This is a genomic window from Variovorax sp. EBFNA2 (assembly GCF_033802765.1).
GTDB lineage: Bacteria > Pseudomonadota > Gammaproteobacteria > Burkholderiales > Burkholderiaceae_C > Variovorax > Variovorax paradoxus_H.
The window spans coordinates 6,273,929-6,298,498 of record NZ_CP138496.1 but is presented as its reverse complement, the minus strand read 5'-3'; the positions used below and the strand labels follow the sequence as shown (position 1 = coordinate 6,298,498).

The following is a 24,570-nucleotide window of genomic DNA, read 5'->3' as shown; positions in this document are numbered from 1 at the left end:
GCTCTAGCGTTCACGGCGCATCTCGCTCTCGTGCCAGTGGCCGAGCACCAGCCGCGACAAGGCGGCGAACACGATGAAGATCACGATGCCCAGCAGAGACACCAGCAGCAGCGCCGCGAACATCATCGGGATCTCGGTGCGGAAGCTCGATTCGAGGATGCGCGAGGCCAGCCCCGTTTCCTTGCCCGCCGTGCCGGCCGTGAACTCGGCCACCACCGCGCCGATCAGGCTCAGGCCGCCGGCGATCTTCAGGCCCGCCATGAAGTACGGCAGCGCGCTGGGTGCGAGCAGGTAGCGGAAGGTCTGCCAGGGCGAGGCCTTGTAGAGCTGGAACAGGTCGCGCAGGTTGCTGTCGGCGCTCTTCAGGCCGATGACGGTGTTCGACAGGATGGGGAAGAAGGCCACGATCCACGCGCACAGCAACAGCGCCGCGGTGGTGCTCGACACGTAGATCAATATCAGCGGCGCGATCGCGATGATCGGCGTCACCTGCAGGATCACGGCGATCGGGAACAGGCCGATCTCCACCCACTTGAACAGCGCGAACGCAATCGCCAACAGCACGCCGCCGACGATGGCAGCGCCCAGCGCGAGCAGCGTGAGCTTCACCGTGAACCACAGCGCGCCCGAGAGCGAACCCCAGTTGTCGAACAGCGTGCGCAGGATCAGCGAGGGCGCGGGCAGGATGTAGTGGGGGATGTCGTTGGCACGCACCATCCACTCCCACACCAGCAGCAGCGCCGCGACGATGACGACCGGCACGACGACGCGCAGCGTCGACTCGCGACGGCGCAGCTTGTCTTCGTGCGCGCGCAGCGTTTCCGCGGACGGCGTGGCTTCGTGGGTGGCGGTGGTGTCGAGGGGCATCACGGTTTCAATGGTCGATGTCGAGGCCATGGAGTGCTCCGTGCAGAGAGTGTGAAACGGCGGTGCAGTGCGCGTTGTAGCGGCTGGAGGTGCGGAAGGCTTCGCCGCGCGGGTAGGGCTCGTCGATGGCGATCTCGTCGATCACGCGGCCCGGGCGCGCCGCCATCACGACGATGCGGTTCGACAGATACACCGACTCGTACACGCTGTGCGTGACGAACACGATCGAGAAGCGGTGCTCGCGCCAGATGGCCAGCAGGTCGTTGTTGAGCTTGATGCGCGTCATTTCGTCGAGCGCGGCAAAGGGCTCGTCCATGAGCAGCAGGCGCGGGTGCGTGACCAGCGCGCGCGCGATCGACACGCGCATCTTCATGCCGCCCGAGAGCTCGCGCGGGTACACATCGGCAAAGCGCGAGAGGCCGACCAGTTCCAGCACCTGCTGCACCACCGGTGCGGCTTCGTCGCGGCCCATGCCCGCGAGCTTGAGCGGCAGCCAGACGTTGTCGAACACCTTGGTCCAGGGCATGAGCGTGGGCTCCTGGAACACGAAGCCCAGGTCGCGGTCGCTCTTGCTGTCCTTCGCGGTGCCCGTGTTGGCGCCCGACCATTGCATGTCGCCCGAGCTGATGCGCGTGAGCCCGGCAATCAGCCGCAGCGCGGTGCTCTTGCCGCAGCCCGAGGGGCCGAGGAAGCTGACGAAGTCGTGCTCGCCGATGTCGAGCGTCATGTCCTGCAGGGCGAGCGTGCCGTTGGCGAATCGCTTGCCGACGTTGCGAAGGCGGACCAGCGGCGTGGATGGCGTGGTGCTTTCCATGGAACTCCTTGTGCAACCGGGGCTCAGCGCCAGGCGGGAACGTTGGCCAGCCGCTCCAGGGGGAAGCGGTCGATCTCGTGCAGCAGCTCGACGAAGCGCTGGCCCACGTGGTCGAGCACCGCGGCGCCCTTCTCGGCCGTGGCGCGCGTGGCGTCGCCGGCGGCGCCGGCCGGGTTGATGTCGTGCATCTGCCAGCCGAGTTTGCCGCTGGGCGTGATCGACAGGAACTTGTTTTCGGCGGCCATCTGCTCGGTCAGGGAGCTGAAGTTCTGGAATTGATCCTTGCGCACGTAGTCGGGCGTGAGGTGCAGCATCACCGAGCTTTCGAGGTCGCCCGCGTGGATGCCGTGCTTGCCTTCGTGCGCGGTGAACAGGCCTTCGGGCAGGCCCAGCGTGTACCAGTTGGCGGCCACGACCATCATGTCGTGCTCCTCGCGCAGGTCGCGCGCCACGATGTCCATGACGCTCATCTGCCCGCCGTGGCTGTTGTAGAGCACCAGCTTGCGCACGCCGGCCTTGGCGACGCAGGCGCCGACGTCCTTCCACAGCGAGATCAGCGTGTTGGCCGACACCGTGAGCGTGCCCGGGTAGCGCGAGTGCTCGTTGCTCTTGCCGTAGGGCACGGTGGGCAGGAACAGCACCGGCAGGTCGTCGGGCAGGTAGGGCAGGCAGGCCTGCACCATGCCGTCGATGGTGGCGGTGTCGGTCGACATCGGCAGGTGGGGGCCGTGCTGTTCGGTCGCCCCCACCGGCAGCACGGCGATGAGCCGTTCGCGGTCGAGGCGGGAGAACTCTTCACTGGTCAGGTCGGACCAGAAGCGGCTGCGCAACGGGGGCGGATTCATCGTGGCAAACCTCGTGACAACGGTGGGAGGGTCTAAATTATCCGTCTGGTCAAAAAAAGTAGACCATGCGTGGATACCCTTGCCCAGCCGCTTGCAAGCGGCATGCCAGCAAAACAATGCAGGTGGTCAAAACACCTGGGTAGGGCACGCCCGGCCCGTGGTGTCAGCGGCGCACCACGAAGCGCGTGATCACCGGCGCCGTTTCGCCGAGGTGGAACGCCAGCCGGCGCTCGCGCAGCGCCATGTCGGCGGCGGTGGCGCGGTTGAAGCGGCGCAGGTGGTCGGTCCACGACTCATCGACGATCTGCTCCACGTAGCGCTCGGCCTGCGCGATGTCGTGCAGCAGCTCCCAGCCGATGGCGCCCTGGCCCAGGCGCGCGCGGCGGGTCTGCTGCATCACGAGGTGGAAGGCCGCGGCGCGCGACGGGTCGATGAGGTACTCGACCGTGATCACCACGCGGCCGTCTTCCTGCGGCGCCTCGGCGGGCGGGCCGGTGGCCCAGCCGGCCTGGGCGGGGCGCACGTCGTCCTCGCCGCTCACGTCGGTCACCCAGCGGATGGCCGCGAGCATCAGCAGCGTGCCGCTCACGGCGGCGATGGCCAGGCTCAGCGTCAGCGACGTGACGGTGGCCACCTGGCCCCACAGCGCCGCGCCGATCGCGCTCGCGCCCATGATCGCCATCTGGTAGGTCGACATGCCGCGCGCGCGCACCCAGTCGGGCAGCGCGAGCTGGGCCGACACCGACAGCGAGTTGGCCACCGTGATCCACGCCATGCCGCCGAAGAACATCGCCGGCACCGCGACCCAGGCGTTGGGCGCCACGGCCATCACGGCGGTGGCGGCCGACTGCAGCATGGCGCCGCGCAGCACCAGCTGGTCGCGCCCGAGCGCCTGGCGCAGCCGCGGCAGGAAGAGCACCGCGATGATCGCGCCCGTGCCCATGGCGGCCAGCAGCAGCGTGAAGGTGCCGGCGCCACCGCCCTCGAGGTTGCGCGCCAGCAGCGGCAGCAGCGCCAGCAGCGCGGTCGAGTGGAAGAAGAAGAGCGACACGCGCGTGAGCACCGCCCGCATGCGCTGCGACTGGCGCACGAACTGCACGCCCACGCGCATTGCGCTGATGAGCTTCTCGCGGCCCAGCGGGTTGGGCGTGTGCTCGCGGCGCCAGCGCAGCACCACGAAGCCCGAGGCCACCGACAGCACCGCGTTGAGCGCGAACACCCACACGCTGCCCGCGCTCGCGATCAGCATGCCGGCCGTGAGCGGGCCGACGATGCGCGAGGCGTTCATGGCGATGCCGTTCAGGCCCAGCGCGGCTGGCAGTTGCTGGCGCGGCACGAGCTCGGGCACGATGGCCGAGAACACCGGCCAGCGCAGCGCGAGGCCGATGCCGTTGGCGAAGGTGAGTGCCAGCAAAAGCGGCGCGGTCATCACGTCGAGCGCGATCGCGGCGCACAGCACGACGGCGGTGCCGGCCAGCCAGAACTGCGTGGCCACCAGCCAGCGCCGGCGATCGAGGATGTCGGCCAGCGCGCCGCTCGGAAGGCCGAGCAGGAACACCGGCAAGGTGGAGGCCGACTGCACCAGCGCCACCCAGATCGGCGAGGTGGTGAGCGAGGTCATCATCCACGCCGCCGCCACATCGTTCATCCACATGCAGATGTTGGCGATGAGCCAGGTGCTCCACAGCATGCGGAACACGGGGAGCTTCAGGGGCTCGAGCGCCGCGAGGTTCGAGGGCTGCGGCTTGGCCGGCGGGAGGGGTGTCTCTTCGGGGGATATGGGCGGCATGTCGCGCTATTGTGGCGCGGCTCAGCCTCTGTCGCTGCGGGCGAGGCGATGCTCGAGGCGACGCAGCAGCGTCGTCAGCACCAGCGTCATCACCCAGTACACGACCGAGATCGCGAGGTACGGTTCCCAGTAGCGCGCATAGGCGCCGGCCACGGTGCGCGCGGCATAGGCCAGCTCGGCCAGGCCGATGGCCGACACGAGCGAGGTGTCCTTGAGCAGTGCGATCGCGTTGTTGCCCAGCGGCGGCAGCATGCGGCGAAACGCCTGCGGCAGCACCACGTAGCGCATCACCTGCGCCGGGCTGAAGCCCAGCGAGCGGCCGGCGTCGAACTGCCCGCGCGAGATCGACTGGATGCCGGCGCGGAACACTTCGGAAATGTAGGCCGCCGAGTTCAGCGTGAGCGCGACCACGCCCGAGATGAGCGCGCCGTGCTCCTGCTTGAGCGTGCGCGCCAGGTCGCCGTCGATGAGCAGGCCCGTGCTCGGGTGGATGAACACCGGCATCACCGCGAAGTGGATCAGCAGGATCTGCACGAACAGCGGCGTGCCCCGGAAGAAGCTCACGTACACCGTGGCGGGCCAGCGCAGGAACACGCGCGTGAGCCAGGTCCACGGCGCATGGCGCGCCTGCGCCAGCCGCGCCAGCGCCAGGCACAGGCCCCAGCTCGCGCCCAGCAGCACGCAGACCACGGTCATGCGCAGCGTCATCCAGGCGCCCTGCCAGAACAGGTCTTTGTATTCCACGAGGATGTCCCAGCGGAACCATCCGAAAAGCAGCACTGGTTGTTCCATGCCTGCGTCCTCCACTCTGTCTATCTGTTTGTCTGCGAAAAAACGAAACGGCCGCGTGAGGGCGGCCGTGTTCAGGAAAATGCCGTGCGGCTCAGCGCACGTTCGGGTCCTTGTTGAACCACTTCTTGTAGATCGTCACGTAGCTGCCGTCGGCGCGGATGGCCGCCAGGCCGGCGCTGAGCTTGTCGAGCAGCGCCTTGTCGCCCTTCTTCACGACGATGCCGAAGCCTTCTTCAGGGAAGGACTTGTCGTCGAGCGTCTTCAGCTCGGCGTGCTGCGCCACGCGGTAGGCGATCACGCCGTTGTCGCCCATGGCGGCATCGACGCCGCCCCCGGCCAGCTCGGAAATGATGAGCGGCGTGCTCTCGAAGCGGCGGATGTTGGGGCTGGTCTTGCCGAACTCGCGCGAGGCGATGTCGTCGGCGGTGGAGGCGCTGACCACGGCGATCTTCTTGCCCGTGAGGTCCTTCAGCGAGGCCACGGTGCTGTTCTTCGGCAGCGCGATGAGCTGGCGCGCCGCGAAGTACGGCGGCGTGAAGTCGTAGCTCTGCTTGCGCTTCTCGTTGATGGTGACGCCCGAGATCACGAGGTCGACGTCGCCATTGTTCAGCGCGCCGAAGATGCCGGTGAAGGGCGTGTTGACGACCTTGATCTTCAGGCCCTGCTGCTTGGCGATGGCGTTGATGATGTCGATGTCGAAGCCGACGATCTGCTTGTCCTTGTTCTCGAAGGCAAAGGGCGCGTAGGTGGCGCTGGAGGCCACGGTGAGTTCGCGGTTCTGGGCTTGGGCCTGGGCACCGAAGGTGAGCGAAGCGGCTGCGAGGCCGAGGGCCAGGGCGCGGCGGAGAGAGTTCATTCGGGGTCCTTGTGTCTTGCCGCCCGGCGGGAAGCGGTGGGCGAGCATTTTAGGCGGTCGCTATCGGGACCCCTTGCCGGTTACCGGGCGAACAGGAAGTAGAGCGCGACGGCTACCACCGCCACGACGGCGATCACCTTGCCCGCGCGGGGCGAACCCGAAGCGCTGGACGCGCCCGTGCTGTGCCACGTCACGGTGCGGGTATGCACCGTCTTCGTGTGGCCGTCGCTGCTGCTGCGCTCGGTGCGGGTGTGCACCGATTTCGTGTGGCCGCCGCCGCCGCGCTCCGTGCGGGCGAGCGCGTCGGCCACGACCTGCCGGCCTTCCGGCGAGATCGCGGACGTCGGCGTGGCGAGCGCCTGCAGCTGCGCGGGCGTCAGCACGCCGGTGCGCACGGCCCAGGCCAGCGTGGCGGCCGGCGAAGCGGGCGCGGCCCATTCGGGGTCCTGTTCGGGCAGCAGGCTGCGGGCCTGGAAGTGCTGCACGGGGTCGATCAGCTGCAGCGCCTGCAACTGGTCGAGCGCGCTGTCGGTCACGCCGTCTTCGAGCCGGTGGGCCATGAGGCCGATCTCGAACAGCACCCAGGCCGGCGCCTGCCCGCTGACCATGGCCACCGCGTTCGCCACGGTGCGGTGCGCTTCGTCTTCCGCGCCGGGGGCGGCACGGGCGCGCAGGCCCGGCAGTGCGTCCGCCGCGACGATGTCCTTGGCGGCGGCCCAGCCCAGCGCTTCGCTCGGGGTGCGCAGCGCGGTGTTCGGCAGGTCGGGGTGCGCGAGCGCCTGCGCGTGTTCCGCGTCGGTCAGCAGGCCCAGGGTGTGCAGGTGCGACAGGGCCCGCAGGCGGTTTTCTTCGAGAGTCATCGGGCCAAGTGTCCCAGAGGCAGCGCGCTGTTGGCCTTTACTTCGCCCAGCGAGAAGCTCGTGTGCAGGTCTTTCACGTTCGGCAGGTTCATGAGGTTCTGCCGCGCGAAGGCCGAGAAACCGTTCAGGTCCTGGGCCACCACCTGCAGCTCGAAGGTGCCGGTGCCGCTGATGTAGTGGCAGGCCACGACCTCGGGCATCTTGCGGATCGCGTCTTCGAGCTTGCGCGTGGCTTCGTGGGTGACGCGCTCGGTGTCCACGCGCACGAAAGCGAGCACGCCCAGCCCGATCTTGTGGCGGTCGATCTCGGCGCGGTAGCCCTTGATGAAGCCGGCGTCTTCGAGCGCGCGCACGCGGCGCCAGCAGGGCGCCGCCGACAGGCCCACGCGCTGCGCAAGCTCGGCGTTCGTGAGGCGGCCGTCGGTCTGCAGTTCTTGCAGGATAGCGAGGTCGAACTTGTCAATGCTTTCCATGGGCGTAGATGTTAAGCAAGATTCTTTCTGAAAGCAGCTTTTTGGGGACGAAAAACGCAAACACCTGTCGCGGACCCCGGCATACACTTTGCGTGATCATGGGCTCGCGCCCTACCGGGCACAGACCCACACCCATCAGCCAGGCCCACAAAGCCCTGCCACTACGGAGACAGAAGACATGAACGCCCCGCTGCCCGAGCACATTCGCCGCGCGCTAGAAACCGTCACGCTCGACGACAAATACTCCCTCGATTACGGCCGCGCCTTCATGAGCGGCGTGCAGGCCCTGGTCAAGCTGCCGATGCTGCAGCGCCTGCGCGACAAGCAGGTCGGCAAGAACACCGCCGGCTTCATCAGCGGCTACCGCGGCTCGCCGCTCGGCGGCTACGACCAGGCGCTGTGGAAGGCCAGCAAGTTCCTCAAGGAACAGAACATCGTCTTCCAGCCCGGCGTGAACGAAGAGCTCGCGGCCACGGCGCTGTGGGGCACGCAGCAGCTGGGCTTCTCGCCGCAAGGCACCAACAAGTTCGACGGCGTCTTCGGCATCTGGTACGGCAAGGGCCCGGGCGTGGACCGCTGCTCCGACGTCTTCAAGCACGCCAACATGGCGGGCACCACCGCCTGGGGCGGCGTGATCGCGGTGGCGGGCGACGACCACATCTCCAAGAGCTCGACCGCAGCACACCAGAGCGACCATATCTTCAAGGCCTGCGGCACGCCGGTGTTCTTTCCGGCCAACGTGCAGGAAATTCTCGACCTGGGCATCCACGCCTTTGCGCTGAGCCGCTTCTCGGGCGTGTGGTCGGGCATGAAGACGATCCAGGAGATCGTCGAGTCGAGCGCCACGGCCATGATCGACCCCGAGCGCGTCGACATCGTCATTCCCACCGACTTTGAGATGCCGCCCGGCGGCCTGCACATCCGCTGGCCCGACCATGCGCTGGAGCAGGAAGCCCGGCTCATGCACTACAAGTGGTATGCCGCGCTGGCCTACATCCGCGCCAACCGCCTGAACCACAACGTGATCGAAGGCCCGAACGATCGCTTCGGCATCATGGCCAGCGGCAAGGCCTTCAACGACACGCGCCAGGCGCTCATCGACCTGGGCCTGGACGACGCGGCCTGCCGCCAGCTGGGCATCCGCTTGCACAAGGTGGGCGTGGTGTGGCCGCTCGAGGCGCAGCTCACGCGCGACTTCGCCACCGGTCTGCAAGAGATTCTGGTGGTCGAGGAGAAGCGCCAGGTCATCGAATACCAGCTGAAGGAAGAGCTCTACAACTGGCGCTCCGACGTACGCCCCAACGTGGTCGGCAAGTTCGACGAAGGCGCCAGCTCCACGGACGACGGCTACTCCGGCGGCGAATGGTCGATGCCCAATCCGACCTCGCACACGCTGCTGCGCGCCAACGCCGACCTGAACCCGGCGCTCATCGCCAAGGCCATCGCCGCGCGCCTGAAGAAGACCGGCCTGCTGGCCGCCGCCGGCGCCGACATGGCCGCCCGCATCGACGCACAGCTCGCCATCCTCGAGGCCAAGGAACGCGCGATGGTGGTGCAGCAGGCGTCCACCAGCGTGGCCGACGCCACGCGCCAGCCCTGGTTCTGCTCGGGCTGCCCGCACAACACCAGCACCGTCGTGCCCGAAGGTTCGCGCGCGATGGGCGGCATCGGCTGCCACTTCATGGCGACCTGGATGGACCGCTCCACCATCGGCTTCACGCAGATGGGCGGCGAGGGCGTGCCATGGGTCGGCCAGCAGCCCTTCACGACCGACCAGCACATCTTCGCCAACCTGGGCGACGGCACGTACTTCCACAGCGGCCTGCTGGCGATTCGCCAGAGCATCGCGGCGGGCGTGAACATCACCTACAAGATTCTTTACAACGACGCGGTCGCCATGACCGGCGGCCAGCAGGTCGGCGAGCGCCCCGAGGGCCACTCGGTGCTGCAGATTGCAGAGAGCCTGCACGCCGAAGGCGCCAAGAAGGTCGTGATCGTCACCGACGAGCCCGAAAAGTACGAGGGCGTGACCATTCCGGGCGACCACGTGCAGGTGAAGCACCGTGACCTGCTGGACGACATCCAGCGCGAGTTCCGCGCCATGGCCGGCACCACGGCCATCATCTATGACCAGACCTGCGCCACCGAGAAGCGCCGCCGCCGCAAGCGGGGCACGGCCGTCGATCCGGCCAAGCGCGTGGTCATCAACGAGCTGGTCTGCGAAGGCTGCGGCGACTGCAGCGTGCAGAGCAACTGCCTCTCCGTGGAGCCGCTGGAAACCGAATTCGGCCGCAAGCGCACCATCAACCAGAGCAGCTGCAACAAGGACATGAGCTGCCTGAAGGGCTTCTGCCCGAGCTTCGTGACCGTCGAAGGCGGTCAGCTCAAGAAGAAGGGCAAGAACAAGGCGGCCACGCCGGCCGAGTTCGGCCTGCTGACCGAGCCCGTCATTCCGTCGCTCGTGGGCGGCAAGGTCTGGGGCGTGGTGGTGGCCGGCGTCGGCGGCACCGGCGTGATCACCATCGGCCAGCTCTTGGGCATGGCCGCGCACATCGAAGCCAAGGGCATCGTCACGCAGGACGCGGCGGGCCTGGCGCAAAAGGGCGGCGCCACGTGGAGCCATGTGCTCATCGGCGACACGCAGGACGACATCCGCACCACCCGCGTGGGCACCGCGGCGGCCGACCTGATCCTGGCCTGCGACCCGCTCGTCACGATCAACGCCGAGACCATGGCGCGCATGCGCGAAGGGCGCACGCACGTGGCGCTCAACAGCCACAGCGCGCCCACGGCCGCCTTCGTGCGCAACGCCAACTGGCAGAACCCCGAAGACGCCTGCGCCGCTGAAATCGCGCGCGCCGTGGGCATCGACGGCCTGGGTGCCTTCGACGCCGATGCCGCCGCCACCGCGCTGATGGGCGACACCATCTACGTCAACCCGATGATCCTGGGCTACGCCTGGCAAAAGGGCTGGGTGCCGCTGGCGCACGAGTCGCTGATGCGCGCGATCGAGCTGAACGCCGTGGCCGTCGAAAACAACAAGACCGCCTTCGAGTGGGGCCGCCAGGCCGCCGTGCGCCCGGACGAACTGCAAAAGCGCGTGCGCCCGGGCCAGATCATCGAGTTCAAGAAGCGCGAGACGGTCGAGGCCCTGGTGGCTCGCCGCGCCGAGTTCCTGACCGGCTACCAGAACGCCGCCTACGCCGAGGAATACAAGGCCTTCGTCGGCCGCGTGCAGCAGGCCGAAGCGGCCGTCGGCAAGAGCACGGCGCTGAGCGAAACGGTGGCGCGCTACCTGTTCAAGCTCATGGCCTACAAGGACGAGTACGAAGTCGCCCGCCTGCACACCGACCGCACCTTCCTGGACCGCGTCGAGGGCATGTTCGAAGGCGACTACAAGCTCAACTACCACCTGGCGCCGCCGCTCATCGCCAAGAAGAACGCCAAGGGCCAGCTGCAGAAGCAGAAGTTCGGTCCCTGGATGCTCACGGGCTTCCGTGTCCTCGCCAAGCTCAAGGGCCTGCGCGGCACGGCGCTCGACGTCTTCGGCCGCACCGAAGAGCGCAAGACCGAGCGTGCGCTCATCGCCGAGTACCGCGCCAGCATCGAGGAAGTGCTCAAGGGCCTGCGCGCCGACAACCACGCGCTGGCGCTGGAGATCGCGGCGCTGCCCGAGCAGATCCGCGGCTACGGCCACGTGAAGGAGCGCAACCTGGCGGCGGCCCGCACCCGCTGGAACGAGCTGCTGGGCAAGTGGCGCCACCCCGAGGCGCAGCGCGCAGCGGCCTGATCCACGGGCGCCGTTTCCCCTTGAAAAGAGCGTCCTTGTGGCGCTCTTTGCTATTTAAACAATAGCGAAAAGCCCTCCCCACCGCGCCGGATAAGGGCGCGAAACGGCCATCTGCGACGAATACAATGCCCGACTGCGCGCGGCCTCCCCCGCCGAGCCTCTGACTTGCGGCCCGCATCCCTCGTGGGCGCGGAACCGCGGGCCCGGCCCGCGCATCTGAAGTCTTTTTCTTCTCTCTTCCCTCTGCTGGAGACTCTCTTGTTCATTTCCTCTGCTTTCGCACAAACCGCGCCCGCAGCCGCCGGTGGTGGCGACATGTTGTCTTCGCTGGGCAGCATGCTGCCGCTGGTGCTGATGTTCGTGGTGCTGTATTTCGTCATGATCCGCCCGCAAATGAAGCGCCAGAAAGAAGCCCGCGCCATGATCGAAGCCCTGGCCAAGGGTGACGAAGTCGCCACGGCCGGCGGCGTGCTCGGCAAGATCACGTCGATCAGCGACCAGTACCTCGGCCTGGAGATCGCCAACGGCATCGAGATCAAGATCCAGCGCAGCGCGGTGGTCCAGGTGCTGCCCAAGGGCGCCGTCAAGCAATAAAAGCGTGAGCTGAACCTTGCGCTTCGCGGCGCAGGGCCCCAAGTCACGCCGTGTTCCCTTTCTGAAACGCTTGTGAAAAGCGCCTTCTCATGAACCGTTACCCGGTCTGGAAGTACGCGATCATCGTGATCGTGCTACTCGTGGGGCTCATTTACGCCCTGCCCAATCTCTTCGGCGAAGCACCTGCGGTGCAGGTGTCCGCGGCCAAGACGAGCGTCAAGGTCGATGCCGCCACCCAGACCCGGGTCGAGGAGGCGCTGAAGGCGGCCGGCCTGACGCCCGACCTGGTGACGCTGGACGCCGGCTCGCTGCGCGCCCGCTTCACCACCACCGACGACCAGCTCAAGGCGCGCGACGTCGTGCAGCGCGCCCTGGTGCCCGACGCCAGCGACCCGCCCTACACGGTGGCGCTGAACCTGCTGTCGCGTTCGCCCAAGTGGCTCACGTCGCTGCATGCCTACCCGATGTACCTGGGCCTCGACTTGCGCGGCGGCGTCGACTTCCTGCTGCAGGTCGACATGAAGGGCGCCATCGACAAGAAGGCCGAATCGTTCGCGAGCGACCTGCGCACCACCTTCCGCGACAAGAACATCCGCGGCACCCAGGTCAGCCGCAACGGCCAGACCGTCGAGGTGACCTTCCGCGACGCGGCCTCGCTCGAGACCGCCAAGCGCCTGATCGTGGACCAGTTCCCCGACCTCAGCACCACCGACACGCAGGACGGCACCAACTGGCGCCTGACCGCCACCATCAAGCCCGAGGCGGCCCGCCGCCTGCAGGACGCCGCGCTCAAGCAGAACATCACGACCCTGCACAACCGGATCAACGAACTCGGCGTGGCCGAGCCGGTGATCCAGCAGCAGGGCCTGGACCGCATCGTCGTGCAGCTCCCGGGCGTGCAGGACACGGCCAAGGCCAAGGAAATCCTGGGCCGCACCGCCACGCTCGAGATGCGCATGGTCGACGAGAGCGCCGAAGGCCGCGCGGCCGAACTGAGCGGCGCGCCCGTGCCCTTCGGCTCCGAGAAATTCCTCGACCGCAGCGGCCGTCCGGTGATCGTGAAGAAGCAGGTGCTCGTCACCGGCGAGAACCTCACCGACGCCCAGCCCGGCTTCGACCAGCAGAGCAACCAGCCCAAGGTCGACCTGACCATGGACGCCAAGGGCGGCCGCATCATGCGCGACGTCAGCCGCGAAAACTACAAGAAGCGCATGGCCATGCTGATCTTCGAGAAGGGCAAGGGCGAAGTGCTCACGGCCCCGTCGATCAACGGCGAACTGGGCAACCGCTTCCAGGTTTCGGGTTCGATGACGGTGGCCGAAGCCAGCGACCTCGCCCTGCTGCTGCGCGCCGGCTCGCTGGCTGCGCCCATGGAGATCATCCAGGAGCGCACCATCGGCCCGACGCTCGGTGCCGACAACATCGAAAAAGGCTTCAAGAGCGTGATGTACGGCTTCCTGGCCATCATGGTCTTCATGTGCCTGTACTACGCACTGTTCGGCCTGTTCTCGTCGATCGCGCTGGCCGTCAACCTGATGCTGCTGGTCGCCATCCTGTCGATGCTGCAGGCCACGCTCACGCTGCCCGGCATCGCGGCCATGGCGCTCGCCATCGGCGTGGCCATCGACTCCAACGTGCTCATCAACGAGCGCGTGCGCGAAGAGTTGCGCAACGGCGCCTCGCCGCAGGCCGCCATCCACGCGGGCTACGACCGCGCCTGGGGCACGATTCTCGACTCCAACGTGACCACGCTGATCGCGGGCATTGCGCTGCTGGCCTTCGGCTCGGGCCCGGTGCGCGGCTTCGCCGTGGTGCACTGCATCGGCATCGTCACCTCGATGTTCTCCGCCGTGTTCTTCTCGCGCGGCCTCGTGAACTTCTGGTACGGCAACAAGAAGAAGCTCAAGACCGTGTCGATCGGCACCGTCTGGCGGCCTAAAACCGGTAGCGCCGACGGCACCGCCGTGGTCGAAACCAAGTAACGGCCGAGGACCCACGCCATGGAATTCTTCCGCATCCACAAGACCATCCCGTTCATGCGCCATGCCCTGGTGCTGAACATCATCTCCTTCGCAACCTTTGCGCTGGCGCTGTTCTTCCTTTTCCACCGCGGACTGCACCTGTCGGTGGAGTTCACCGGCGGCACGGTGATGGAAGTGGCCTACGAGCAATCGGCCGACATCGGCAAGGTGCGCGAGGCCGTCACCAAGCTCGGCTATCCCGAAGTGCAGGTGCAGAACTACGGCACCTCGCGCGACGTGCAGATCCGCCTGCCCACGCAGAAGGGCATGAGCTCCGACCAGCAGAGCGCGCAGGTCATGCAGGCGCTGAAGTCGGTCGATCCGTCGGCCACGCAGCGCGGCATCGAGGTCGTCGGGCCGCAGGTCGGTGAGGAGCTGACCACCAACGGCATCAAGGCGCTGGCCATGGTGGTGGTGGGCATCATGATCTACCTGGCGTTCCGCTTCGAATGGAAGTTCGCGCTGTCCACCGTGCTGGCCAACCTGCACGACGTGGTGATCATCCTGGGCTTCTTCGCGTTCTTCCAGTGGGAGTTCTCGCTGGCGGTTCTGGCGGCGGTGCTCGCGGTGCTGGGCTACTCGGTGAACGAGTCGGTCGTGATCTTCGACCGCGTGCGCGAGAACTTCCGCCGTTACCGCAAGATGACGACCACCGAAGTCATCGACAACGCGATCACCTCGACGATCAGCCGCACGATCATCACGCACGGCTCCACGCAGCTCGTGGTGCTGTCGATGTTCTTCTTCGGCGGCCCCACGCTGCACTACTTCGCGCTGGCACTGACGATCGGCATCTGCTTCGGCATCTATTCGTCGTGCTTCGTGGCCGCCGCGATCGCGATGTGGCTGGGCGTGAAGCGTGAAGACCTGATCAAGGGCCCCGTCAAGCGCGACGGCGATCCCGGCGGCGACGACCCGAACGCCGGCGCGGTGGTTTGACGGTGGTCTGAGGGATACTCCGGCGCCGGCTGCGCGTCAGCCGCACTTGTGCGGCGGCGCATCCCGATGCAAGCTCGGGGCTGTCGCCGACGAACCGTTTCGTTTCCTCTGGCCTTTCCGATTCTTCAATGAGCACTGCGCGGTCCGCCTCTTCCCTGCAGCTCGCACGCGAGGCGCGTGAGCGTTTCGTGGCGGCCACGGAAGGTGCGATCGCTCCGCTGGCCCAGGCCATCCGCGACCGGCTGACCGCGGTGGCCTCCGATGTCGGCAGCGCGCGCACCATGCAGGAAAGCCGCGACGACCTCGTGGCGTTCCAGGGCCACGCCTCACAGTGGGTGTCGCTGGCGCAGGCCGGCTGGCGCAAGGCGCTGGGCACGGGCCCGACGGGCACCACTTCTTCGGCCCCTGCGGCGCTGCGGCTGGAACTCATCGGCGACGAAGTAGTCGAGAGCCACATCCTCGCTTCGCGCCTCGCACAGACCATTCACGACAAGGCCAGCTTCGAACTCAGCGACCTGCGCCTGCGCATCCAGCATCTCGAAGGCACGCACGAGCTCGACGTCCGCGACGTGCTGAAACCCGAGACGCTGGCCCAGCTGCTGGTGGATCAGTGGCTGGCCGCCGGCCTGAGCCGTGAGGCCTGGGGCCGCGTGCAGGGCACCGTGCAGCAGGCCCTGGCCGATGTGGTCGTGAAGGCCTACGAAAGCGCCAACGCCTTCCTGATCGCGCAGGGCGTGATGCAGGAGATCGATCTCAAGAGCTTCGTGCGCCGCACGGGCGATTCGGGTGGCGGTTCGTCGTCCATGGGCATGCCGACATCGTCGAGCATGCCGATGGGCCAGGGCGTACCGGGCGGTGCGCCGGTGTCGCACGCCCGGCAGCCATCGTCACAGCCCTCGCAACCGCAGCGACCGGGCTTCGGCTTCCAGGCATCGGTGCCGTCGTCGGGGCCGGCCTCCAGCTCGATGATGGCCAGCTCGCCGCTTGCCTTCGCGCGGCAGCGCGCGCAGACCGCGCTGCTGAGCCTCAAGCGTTTTGTCGCCGCGCGCATCGGTGGCGAGACCGGCGCCTCGCAACCGGGCGGGGTGACCGGCACCGGCGGCGGCGTGGCCGCGCCCCGCGTGTTTTCGCGCACCTTTGCCGGCGCCATCGCCGATGCCGAGGTGGCCTACCGCATGGCGGCCACGCAGTACATGGACGGCGGTGGCGAGCAGGCCACGCTGATCCAGCAGACCGCGGTCGACCTGCGTCGCCGCACCGCCGAACTCAAGAAGCGCGCCCCCACCACGGCCGACAAGGCCACGGTCGAGATCGTGGCGCTGATGTTCCAGGCCATCCTCGCGGAAGAGCGCATTCCGTTCTCCGCCCGCGTGTGGTTCGCACGGCTGCAGATGCCCGTGCTGCGTGTGGCCATCGCCGAGCCCGAATTCTTCGGCACCTTGCAGCACCCCGCACGCATGCTGATCGACCGCATGGGCTCCTGCGTGATGGGCTTCGACGCCGCCGCCATCACCGGCAGCGCGCTCGAGAACGAGATCAAGCGCGTGGTGCAGGTGATCGAGCAGTACCCCGAAACCGGCCAGCGCGTGTTCAAGCTGGTGTTCGACGAGTTCGTCGCTTTTCTGGGCCGCTACCTCACGCAGAGCGACGCCACGCAGCGCGTCATGAGCGTGGCGCAGCAGGTCGAGCAGAAGGAGACGATGGCGATCCAGTACACCATCGAGTTGCGCAAGATGCTCAACGACATGCCGGTGCGCGACGAGATCCGCGAGTTCCTGTTCAAGGTCTGGGCTGAAGTGCTGGCCATTGCGGCGCTGCGCTACGGCGCCCAGGGCGAGCACACCGTGATGCTCAAGCGCGTGGCCTCCGAGCTGGTCTGGGCCGCGAGCGCCAAGCCCAACCGCGCCGACCGCGCCCGCGTCATTCAAGACCTGCCGCAGCTGCTGCAACGCCTGCGCCAGGGCATGGACCTGCTGGGCATCGTCGGCGAGCCGCAGGAAGGCCACATCAAGATCATCGGCGCCACGCTGACCGACGCCTTCATGTCGAAGACCGAGGCCATTCCCCAGGCCAAGATCGAGGCCATGGCCGAGCGGCTGGCGCACCTGGAAGACTTCGTGACCGACGACGGCAGCGCCTCCAGCCTGCCGCTCGACGCGCAGAGCATCGAGCTGCTGCTCGGCGTGGACGCCAGCGCCATCGAGGTCATTTCCGACACCGCCGGCGTCAAGGTCGCGGACGAGATGCTCGCGTGGACCCACGAGCTGCAGGTAGGCAACTGGTTCATGCTGGACCACAACGACCGCGTGACCCAGGTCCAGTTCGTCTGGCGCAGCGACCGCAAGCAGCTGCACCTGTTCGCCTCGGCCGACGGCCGCAGTTTCCTCATCCAGGCCGGACGGCTGGCGATGTACCTGCAGGCCGGCCTGCTGGTGCCGGCCGAGGAAGAAACGCTCACCGCACGCGCCACGCGCGAGGCGCTGGCGAAGCTCGATGCGAATCCCGAGCGACTCTTGAATTAGTCAGCCGCCTCGGCTGTTCTTGTCTGTTTGTGGAACACCGAGGAACCGGCTTTGCCGGGCCTCAGGTGTTGCCCCCGGTAGGGGGTTGGCGAAGCGACACGAAGTGCGCGAAGCCTGGGGGCGAGCTAATGTGCAGTGCGGCCTTCGCGGCTCTCGCAGAGTTCGTCGAGCACCAGCGCATCGGGCTCGATGCCGGTGCTCCAGTGCACCATCAGCACGATGATCTTGAGTTCGTCCAGCGCCACCGGGTCGCCCGGCGCGGCCATTGCGCGCTCGACGACGATCTCGCGCAAGCCGCAGGGCAGCACGTTCGACAGTTCGAGAAAACGGATGAAGCCGAGGCATTCGGCGCCGAGGTGTTCCTGTTCCGACGGCGAGTACACGCGCATCGACTGGCTCGACTGGGGCAGCGCCGCATCGGGTGCGCCGCCCAGCGTGACACGGGCCGCGGTGATGGCGTTGTCGCCGTCGCCTTCGCTGGGCTGATGTTCGAACTGCAGGCCTTGCGTGGCAAGGCTCAGGCCGTCGAGCCACTGCAGGGCGTCGCGAATTTCTTCCGCCTCGAAACCGTGCGCACTGAGCTTGCGGCCCAGCTGTTCGGGTTCGGGGCAGGCATCGCCGCGCCAGTAGTTTTCATACACAAACACGAGCACTTCGAACATGGGCTCAATATAGCCCAGGAAACCGTGGCTCGCCCCCAGTCTTCGCGCACTTCGTGTCGCTACGCCAACCCCCTACCGGGGGCAACACCAGCGGCCCGGCAAAGCCGGTTCCGCGGTGTTCCACGAAAAATCGGGCCCGGGGCCCCGGGCGTCAGCCGACGGCGGCTCTTTGGAACAGGCCGCCGGGCAGTCGCGAGACATGCCCGTCGAGTTCAAGCTCGAGCATCTTCGCCTGCAACATGGCTGCGCTCCAGCCGGTGCGCGCGCTCAGCGCATCGAGGCTCACGGGGTCGAAGCCGAGGGCGTCGAGCAGCGGATGCTCCGGGGCCGATGAAGGCGTGTCGTTGGCAACCGTGCGAGCGGGTGGCGCGAGCGGCGGCAGCTCTTCGAGGATGTCGTTCACCGACTCGACCAGCTTCGCGCCTTGGCGGATCAGCGCGTGGCAGCCGCGCGATTGCGGCGAGTGGATCGAGCCCGGGATCGCGAACACTTCCTTGCCCTGCTCCGACGTGAGCCGCGCGGTGATCAGCGAGCCCGACGCCAGTGCCGCCTCGACCACCAGCGTGCCGCGCGCCAGGCCCGCGATGAGGCGGTTGCGCTTGGGAAAGTTCTGCGTGAGCGGCGGCGTGCCCAGCGGCAGCTCGCTCACGATGAGCCCCTGCAGCGTGATGCGGTGCGCGAGGTCGCGGTGCCGCGCGGGGTAGACGCGGTCCAGGCCGGTGCCGACCACGGCCACGGTGGCGAGCACCGGTGCGTCGCCGGCCGCGTCGAGTGCGCCGAGGTGCGCCGCGCCGTCGATGCCGAGCGCCAGTCCCGAGACGACGGGCAGGCCCGCCTCGCCCAGCGCCCGCGCGAAGGCGCGCGCGTGGCTCGCGCCCTGCGGCGTCGGATTGCGGCTGCCGACCACGGCGAGGCTGCGGCCGAGCTGCGTGAGGTCGAAGGCGGGGGCGCCGAGCACGTAGAGCATCAGCGGCGGGTCGACCATTTCGAGCAGCGAGCTCGGGTAGCCGGCATCGCCGAGCGTCACGACGCGGCGCGTGACGGCGCCGCCGGTGGTGTCGTCCGCGGGATGCAGCCATTGCCAGGTCATGTCGACCTGCGCCTGCAGGCCGGAGGGCAGCTGCTTCAGCGCGGCGGCCTGGGCGTTGCTGACGACTTCGCCCAGCGTCGCTTCGGGCTGCGCGAAGATCGCTTCAGGCAGCCCGAAGGCCGCGAGCAGACGGCGTGCGGCGCCGTCGCCGACGCCTGGTGTCAGTGATAGTCGCAGCCAGCCTGCGAGTTCTGCGCGTTCCAAACGAGTGTGCGAGAAAAAAGCCTCAGGCGCGTGTCAGGGATTGACGAGGAAGTCGCCGGCGCGGGGAGTGTCGTTGATTTCGAGCACCAATGCGTAAGAGACTTTCTCGAAGGTGCGAAACACCATCAGCAGGCCGATGCGTTCGTTCGGCAGCTTGATCGTTTCCTTGCGGGCACCGGTGCGGTCGAGGATGGTCTCGCCGTTCTTCAGGATGGCCAGCACGTGGCCGTTGTCGACGCCGTCGCGCGTGCCCTTGTTGATGGCCACGACCTGGTTCTGCGCGGCGTACTGCACCGCGTTGCCGTAGACCGAGATGATCCGTCCGTCGACCTGCGTCGACGGTGCGCGCGGTGCGTAGCTCAGCAGCTGGCGCGGCGGCTCGGGCAGCAGGCGGTCGCCGGCGCGCATTTCTTCGCGCGACGCAATGATGTCGATGCTGGCCGGCACGACCGTGATGACGTCCTTGTCGCCGGTCGTCTCGACGGTGGTGGATTCGCCGCGCTGCAGCTGCGCCTTGCCCAGGTACTGCGCCTCGTAGCCGAGGATCTCGCCGGTGCCGGGGTCTTTCAGCGGCGTGGCGCTGCGGAAGATGCGGTAGTGCTGCACCGGGCCGGGCTTTTCGACCAGCGGCGATTCGGCGTTGCCGCGCGCATAGGCGCGGTCGCCGCGCGACAGCAGCACGCGGCTGTCGTTGCCGGCCACGATGCGCGGCGCGGCGTCGAGCGTGTTGGCATCGACCACGATGGGTTCGCTGAGGAAGGGCTCGATGAGGCTCGGGTTGAGCGTGGGCAGGGCCATGCCCGCGAGCGAGTCGAAGCGGGTGCGCGGCGACAGCTTGATGGTGCCGCCGTCGCCGCCGGCCGTGCCGCGGCGCGTGGTCAGGCGGGCGCGGCCGCCGCTCTTGTCCAGGTACAGCACCTGGCCCGGGTAGATGCGGTGCGGGTCCTGGATCTCGTTGATGTTCATGCCCCAGAGTTCCGGCCAGCGCCAGGGGCGCAGCAGGTACAGGCGCGAGATGGCCCAGAGCGTGTCACCGGGCTTGACCGTGTATTCGTCGGGCGCCTTCGGCGACAGTTCGCTCAGCGGCACGCCGGCCTGGGCGGTCTGCTGGGCGGTGGCGCGTTGTTGGGGCGTGACCGGGTAGGTCGTCTGCGCCCAGGCCGCCGTGGTGCCGCAGCTGCCGGCCACCGCCAGGGCGGCCGTCCAGAAGGCAAAGAAGGTCGGGCGCTGGTGTTCGGTGGGGCTGGGCTGTGTCATGTCTGGATGGGTGAGCGCACGAAGTATCGTGGCGCATACGAATCTCACAATTTGCTACGAATTCTGCGCCCGAAGCCCTTGCAAGGGCAACGTTTTCGCGTCATTGCGCCGCGACGCGTCGCGGAATTGGCGAAAATAGCCACAACTTCCCCCCGATTTCATGGCCAAACGAATCATTCTGAGTTACCCGGACAAGCGCCTGCACACGGTGGCCAAGCCGGTGCAGGGCGTGGACGCGCGCATCAAGACGCTGGTGGCCGACATGCTGGAAACGATGTACGACGCGAGCGGCATCGGCCTGGCCGCGACGCAGATCGACGTGCACGAGCGCGTGGTCGTGATCGACGTGTCCGAAGAGCGCAACGAGCCGATCGTGCTCATCAACCCCGAAATCACCTGGGCCAGCGACGAGAAGGTGCTCAACGAAGAGGGCTGCCTCTCGGTGCCCGGCATCTACGACGGCGTGATGCGCTCCACTTCGGTGAAGGTCCAGGCGCTCGACGCCGACGGCAACAGCCACACCATTGAGGCCGATGGCCTGCTGGCCGTGTGCATCCAGCACGAACTCGACCACCTCCTGGGCAAGGTCTTCGTCGAATACTTGTCGCCGCTGAAGCGCAACCGCATCAAGAGCAAGCTTCTCAAGCAGCAGCGCGAGGACATGAAAGAAGCGCGGGCATGAGCCCGCGGGCTGCGAGCGCGTTGGCCGCCGCCGGACTGTTGTTCCTGGCGGGTTGCGTCAGCGAACCCACGCGCATCCAGCCCGGCACCTCCGCCGCCGACACCCTGCAGCGCTTGGGCGCGCCCACGGGCCGCTACCCGCTCAACGGTGGTGGCGAGCGGCTGCAGTACTCGCGCATGCCGGCGGGCTTCGAGGTGGTCGACATCGACCTCGACGCGTCCGGCAAGGTCGTCTCGGTGACCCAGGTGCTGGCCGAAGCGCGCTTCGGCCACGACATCCAGGTCGACCGCTGGCGCCAGAACGACGTGCTGGCCTTCTACGGCAAGCCCTACGAAATCAGCCGCGTCAGCTCCTTCGACGGCACCGTCTGGACCTGGCGCTACAAGGCCATCAACGAGCGCCGCATGCTCTATATCTACATCGACCCCACCGGCGTGGTTCGCCGCTATCACACGGGGGATGACCTCGAATTCGAACGGATCCGGGATTGAGTGCGTTGAAAGTCGTTTTTGCGGGCACGCCCGAGTTCGCGCGCGTCGCCCTGGAGGCCATTGCCGCTGCCGGCCATGACATCGTCGGCGTGATGAGCCAGCCCGACCGGCCCGCCGGCCGCGGCATGAAGCTGCAGGCCTCGCCCGTCAAGCAGTGCGCCGTTGCCCACAGCTGGCCCGTGGCGCAGCCGCGCAGCCTGCGGCTCGACGGCAAGTACCCCGACGAGGCCACCGCCGCGCGCGACACGCTGCTGGCGTGGCAGCCCGACGTGATGGTGGTCGCGGCCTACGGGCTGATCCTGCCGCAGTGGGTGCTCGACCTCCCGCTGCACGGCTGCCTCAACATCCACGCCAGCCTGCTGCCGCGCTGGCGCGGCGCCGCGCCGATCCACCGCGCCATCGAGGCCGGCGACACCCAAACCGGCATCACCATCATGCAGATGGACGCGGGCCTGGACACCGGCGACATGCTGCTGCGCGAGGCGGTCGATATCGCCCCCGACGACAACACCGCCCGCCTGCACGACCGGCTGGCCGCGCTCGGCGGCCGCATGGTGGTCGAGGCGCTGGCGCAGATCGGCCAGCTGGTTCGCACACCGCAGCCCACCGAAGGCATCACCTACGCCCACAAGGTCGAGAAGCACGAAGCGCTGATCGACTGGACGCAGCCGGCCAGTGCCATCGTGCGCCGCGTGCTGGCCTTCGATCCGTTTCCCGGCGCCAACAGCCCGATCGGCGGCGAGACCGTCAAGCTCTGGGCCGCGCACGTGGCAAGTGGCAATGCAGGCGTCGCGCCCGGCACCATCGTTTCGGCCGATGCCAGCGGCGTCGCCGTGGCGGCGTCGGATGCGACCGTGGTGCTCACCGAACTGCAACGCCCGGGCGGCAAGCGCCTGCCCGCGGCCGATTTCCTGCGCGGCTTCGACCTGAAGACCGGCCAGGTCTTCGGCTGATGTTCCTCTCGCCCACGCTGCGCCGCCAGCCCGAGTTCCGCGCCGGCATGCGCGACATGGCCTCGGCCGCGCTCGGCATCGGCGCCTGGGGCCTGATGACCGGCGTGGCCATGGTCAAGTCGGACATGAGCGTGCTCGAGGCCGTGGCGATGACCCTGTTCGTCTACGCCGGCAGCTCGCAACTGGCCGCCATCCCGCTGCTGGCCGCGGGTGCGCCCGCCTGGGTGATTCTGGCGACGGGCTTCTGCGTCAACCTGCGCTTCGTGGTGTTCAGCCTGCACCTGCGGCCCTACCTCATGCACATGCCGCGCTGGCGCCGCCTGCTGCACGGCTACCTGACGGCCGACCTGAGCTACGCGCTCTTCACGAAGCAGTACACGGCCCCACCGACGACGCCCGCCGAGCAGCTGTCGCAAGAGGCGTATCTCACCGGCAACTACTTCGTGACCTGGTGCGCGTGGATGGGCATGAGCCTGCTGGGCATTGCGCTGGCCAACTTCATTCCGCAGACCTGGGGCCTGGGCTTTGCCGGCGTGCTGAGTCTGGTGGCCATCGTTTGCTCGATGGCGACGACGCGGCTGCGCGTGCTGGCCGCGCTCATCGCAGGCGCCACAGCGGTCGCGGCCTATGCGCTGCCGCTCAAGCTCAACATCGTGGTCGCGATCGGCGTGGCGGTGCTGCTGTGCTTCTGGCTCGAAAAGCAGTTCGGGCTCGACCCCGACGCGGAGGACGACAAGTGAGCGGCGGTACCGACTGGTGGTCCATTGCCGTGATCGCCGGCCTTGCGGCCGTCACCGTGCTCACGCGCTGCTTCTTCTTCATCCTCGACCGGCCCTGGGGTCTGCCCGAGTGGGCGCACCGTGCGCTGCACTACGCGCCGGCCGCCGCGCTGGCCGGCGTGATCGCGCCCGAGATCGTGATGACCCAGGGCCACCTGATCACCACGCTGCATGACGCCCGCCTCTATGCGGCGGTCGTCGGCGGCGCCTATTACTTCTGGCGGCGCGGCGTGCTCGGCACGATGCTCGCGGGCATGGCCGTGTACCTGCCCCTGCACCTCGGCCTGGGCTGGTGACCGGGTTCGATCAGTCGAGTTTCACGCCGGCGGTCTTGATGATGTTGCCCCAGCGCTCGCTCTCCGCGCGCGAGAGCTTGTAGAAGTCCTGCGGCGTGCCGGGCAGCGCCTCGAAGCCGAACTCCGAGAACAGCTTCACCACCTTCGGTGCCTTCATCGCCTTGTGCAGCTCGGTGTTGATGCGCGCCACGGCCTCGGGCGGCATGCCGGCCGGGCCGATCAGGCCGTGGAAGGCGTAGGCGTTGACGTCGCTGAAGCCGGCTTCGACGAAGGTCGGCACCTCGGGCAGGGCGCTGGCGCGCTGCGGCAGCGCAATGGCCAGCACGCGCACCTTGCCCGACTTGATGATCGGCAGGCCCGACGCCAGGTCGAGCATCATCGTCGGCACCTGGCCGCCCATCACGTCGGTCATGGCAGGCGCGGCGCCCTTGTACGGCACGTGCGTGATCGTGAGGCCGGCCTTCTGCTTGAACAGCTCCATCGCCATGTGGTGCGGCGAGCCGTTGCCGGGCGAGGCGTAGCTCACCTTCTCGGGGTTGGCCTTCACGTAGCGCACGAACTCCGCCACGTTCTTCGCGGGAAAGTCGGGGTGCACGACCAGCGCCACCGGAAAGCGTCCGATGGTGCCGATGTAGGTGAAGTCGGTCGCCGGCTTGTAGGGCAGCTTGGCGAACATGTGCTCGTTGAACAGCAGCGCCGCGTTCTCGGCCTGCATGATCGTGTAGCCGTCGGGCTTGGCCTGCATCATCACCGACACGCCGATGTTGGTCGACGCGCCGGGGCGGTTGTCGATGATCAGCGGCTGTCCGAGCGACGGCTGCATGGCCTCGGCCAGCGAACGCGCGAGGTTGTCGGTGCCGCCGCCGGCCACGTAGGGCACGATCCATTTCACGGGCTGGCTCGGGTAGGCCGCAGGCTGCGCTGACGCGAAGGGGCTGGTGGCGAGCGCGAGGGCCGTGGCCAGCAGGGGAAGGAAGCGTTTCATCGTTTTTGT

Annotated in this window: 22 protein-coding genes; 10 read left to right on the top strand and 12 right to left on the bottom strand. The window is 67.8% G+C overall.

From position 1 onward, the window contains the following. Nucleotides 1-3 precede the first annotated feature (3 nt). The 8 genes from RZE79_RS29630 to RZE79_RS29595 form a co-directional block, all read right to left on the bottom strand. Nucleotides 4-897, bottom strand: a complete 894-nt coding sequence (locus RZE79_RS29630) for an ABC transporter permease (RefSeq protein ID WP_319358039.1) — start codon at nt 895-897, stop codon at nt 4-6. Further along, complete coding sequence (locus RZE79_RS29625) at nt 875-1,681, bottom strand: ABC transporter ATP-binding protein (protein ID WP_319358038.1); 807 nt, start codon at nt 1,679-1,681, stop codon at nt 875-877. The genes RZE79_RS29630 and RZE79_RS29625 overlap by 23 nt, the downstream gene beginning before the upstream one ends. Before the next feature lie 23 nt (nt 1,682-1,704). Beyond that, entirely contained in the window at nt 1,705-2,526 is an 822-nt protein-coding gene (locus tag RZE79_RS29620) for a creatininase family protein (RefSeq protein ID WP_319358036.1), read from the bottom strand. Nucleotides 2,527-2,689: 163 nt separating this feature from the next. Further along, nucleotides 2,690-4,315, bottom strand: coding sequence for an MFS transporter (locus RZE79_RS29615; protein ID WP_319358035.1), 1,626 nt, complete (start codon nt 4,313-4,315; stop codon nt 2,690-2,692). A 21-nt stretch (nt 4,316-4,336) separates the two neighbouring features. Then, complete coding sequence (locus RZE79_RS29610) at nt 4,337-5,107, bottom strand: amino acid ABC transporter permease (RefSeq protein ID WP_153281528.1); 771 nt, start codon at nt 5,105-5,107, stop codon at nt 4,337-4,339. Between the two features lie 91 nt (nt 5,108-5,198). Further along, nucleotides 5,199-5,963 carry a basic amino acid ABC transporter substrate-binding protein gene (locus tag RZE79_RS29605; protein ID WP_319358034.1) on the bottom strand — a complete coding sequence of 255 codons (765 nt, stop codon included), beginning with the start codon at nt 5,961-5,963 and terminating at the stop codon, nt 5,199-5,201. Between the two features lie 80 nt (nt 5,964-6,043). Then, nucleotides 6,044-6,823 (bottom strand): hypothetical protein, encoded by a 780-nt coding sequence (locus RZE79_RS29600; protein WP_319358033.1) that lies wholly within the window; start codon nt 6,821-6,823, stop codon nt 6,044-6,046. Further along, nucleotides 6,820-7,296: an Lrp/AsnC family transcriptional regulator gene (locus RZE79_RS29595; RefSeq protein ID WP_153281531.1), complete on the bottom strand. Its 477-nt coding sequence runs from the start codon at nt 7,294-7,296 to the stop codon at nt 6,820-6,822. Before RZE79_RS29595 ends, RZE79_RS29600 begins: the two co-directional genes overlap by 4 nt. 178 nt (nt 7,297-7,474) lie before the next feature. On the opposite strand from RZE79_RS29595, the gene RZE79_RS29590 reads away from it, so the two are divergent. The 5 genes from RZE79_RS29590 to RZE79_RS29570 all read left to right on the top strand — a co-directional run bounded on the left by RZE79_RS29590 (nt 7,475) and on the right by RZE79_RS29570 (nt 17,162). After that, nucleotides 7,475-11,086 carry an indolepyruvate ferredoxin oxidoreductase family protein gene (locus tag RZE79_RS29590; RefSeq protein WP_319358032.1) on the top strand — a complete coding sequence of 1,204 codons (3,612 nt, stop codon included), beginning with the start codon at nt 7,475-7,477 and terminating at the stop codon, nt 11,084-11,086. A gap of 258 nt (nt 11,087-11,344) precedes the next feature. Continuing rightward, nucleotides 11,345-11,680, top strand: a complete 336-nt coding sequence (gene yajC, locus RZE79_RS29585) for a preprotein translocase subunit YajC (RefSeq protein WP_099793994.1) — start codon at nt 11,345-11,347, stop codon at nt 11,678-11,680. Between the two features lie 89 nt (nt 11,681-11,769). Beyond that, on the top strand, nt 11,770-13,662 hold the full coding sequence (gene secD / locus RZE79_RS29580) for a protein translocase subunit SecD (protein WP_319358030.1): 1,893 nt from the start codon (nt 11,770-11,772) through the stop codon (nt 13,660-13,662). An 18-nt stretch (nt 13,663-13,680) separates the two neighbouring features. Next, a complete protein-coding gene (gene secF / locus RZE79_RS29575) occupies nt 13,681-14,640 on the top strand; it encodes a protein translocase subunit SecF (protein ID WP_153281534.1) in 960 nt (319 codons plus the stop codon). A 128-nt stretch (nt 14,641-14,768) separates the two neighbouring features. Further along, the gene (locus RZE79_RS29570) at nt 14,769-17,162 is read left to right on the top strand and encodes a DUF1631 family protein (protein ID WP_319358028.1); all 2,394 of its coding nucleotides are present in this window, start codon (nt 14,769-14,771) and stop codon (nt 17,160-17,162) included. Between the two features lie 125 nt (nt 17,163-17,287). Here RZE79_RS29570 and RZE79_RS29565 read toward each other — a convergent pair whose 3' ends face one another. The 3 genes from RZE79_RS29565 to RZE79_RS29555 all read right to left on the bottom strand — a co-directional run bounded on the left by RZE79_RS29565 (nt 17,288) and on the right by RZE79_RS29555 (nt 20,375). Further along, nucleotides 17,288-17,824: a DUF494 family protein gene (locus RZE79_RS29565; RefSeq protein ID WP_153281536.1), complete on the bottom strand. Its 537-nt coding sequence runs from the start codon at nt 17,822-17,824 to the stop codon at nt 17,288-17,290. 151 nt (nt 17,825-17,975) lie between these two features. Next, nucleotides 17,976-19,118, bottom strand: coding sequence for a DNA-processing protein DprA (gene dprA, locus RZE79_RS29560; protein WP_319358027.1), 1,143 nt, complete (start codon nt 19,116-19,118; stop codon nt 17,976-17,978). Nucleotides 19,119-19,151: 33 nt separating this feature from the next. Further along, complete coding sequence (locus tag RZE79_RS29555; protein ID WP_319358026.1) at nt 19,152-20,375, bottom strand: LysM domain-containing protein; 1,224 nt, start codon at nt 20,373-20,375, stop codon at nt 19,152-19,154. Nucleotides 20,376-20,535: 160 nt separating this feature from the next. Between RZE79_RS29555 and def the strand changes: the two genes are divergently transcribed. From def to RZE79_RS29530, 5 genes are read left to right on the top strand one after another with little or no spacing between them, the layout of a single operon-like run. Next, nucleotides 20,536-21,057 (top strand): peptide deformylase, encoded by a 522-nt coding sequence (gene def, locus RZE79_RS29550; RefSeq protein ID WP_056577160.1) that lies wholly within the window; start codon nt 20,536-20,538, stop codon nt 21,055-21,057. Beyond that, nucleotides 21,054-21,548, top strand: a complete 495-nt coding sequence (locus RZE79_RS29545; RefSeq protein WP_319358025.1) for a hypothetical protein — start codon at nt 21,054-21,056, stop codon at nt 21,546-21,548. The genes def and RZE79_RS29545 overlap by 4 nt, the downstream gene beginning before the upstream one ends. Further along, nucleotides 21,545-22,501 carry a methionyl-tRNA formyltransferase gene (fmt, locus tag RZE79_RS29540; protein ID WP_319358024.1) on the top strand — a complete coding sequence of 319 codons (957 nt, stop codon included), beginning with the start codon at nt 21,545-21,547 and terminating at the stop codon, nt 22,499-22,501. Before RZE79_RS29545 ends, fmt begins: the two co-directional genes overlap by 4 nt. After that, on the top strand, nt 22,501-23,241 hold the full coding sequence (locus RZE79_RS29535) for an AzlC family ABC transporter permease (protein ID WP_101490875.1): 741 nt from the start codon (nt 22,501-22,503) through the stop codon (nt 23,239-23,241). Before fmt ends, RZE79_RS29535 begins: the two co-directional genes overlap by 1 nt. Beyond that, entirely contained in the window at nt 23,238-23,576 is a 339-nt protein-coding gene (locus tag RZE79_RS29530) for an AzlD domain-containing protein (RefSeq protein ID WP_101490876.1), read from the top strand. Before RZE79_RS29535 ends, RZE79_RS29530 begins: the two co-directional genes overlap by 4 nt. A gap of 10 nt (nt 23,577-23,586) precedes the next feature. On the opposite strand, the gene RZE79_RS29525 is transcribed toward RZE79_RS29530, so the two are convergent. Then, nucleotides 23,587-24,561 (bottom strand): tripartite tricarboxylate transporter substrate binding protein, encoded by a 975-nt coding sequence (locus tag RZE79_RS29525; RefSeq protein ID WP_319358022.1) that lies wholly within the window; start codon nt 24,559-24,561, stop codon nt 23,587-23,589. Between the last annotated feature and the right edge of the window lie 9 nt (nt 24,562-24,570).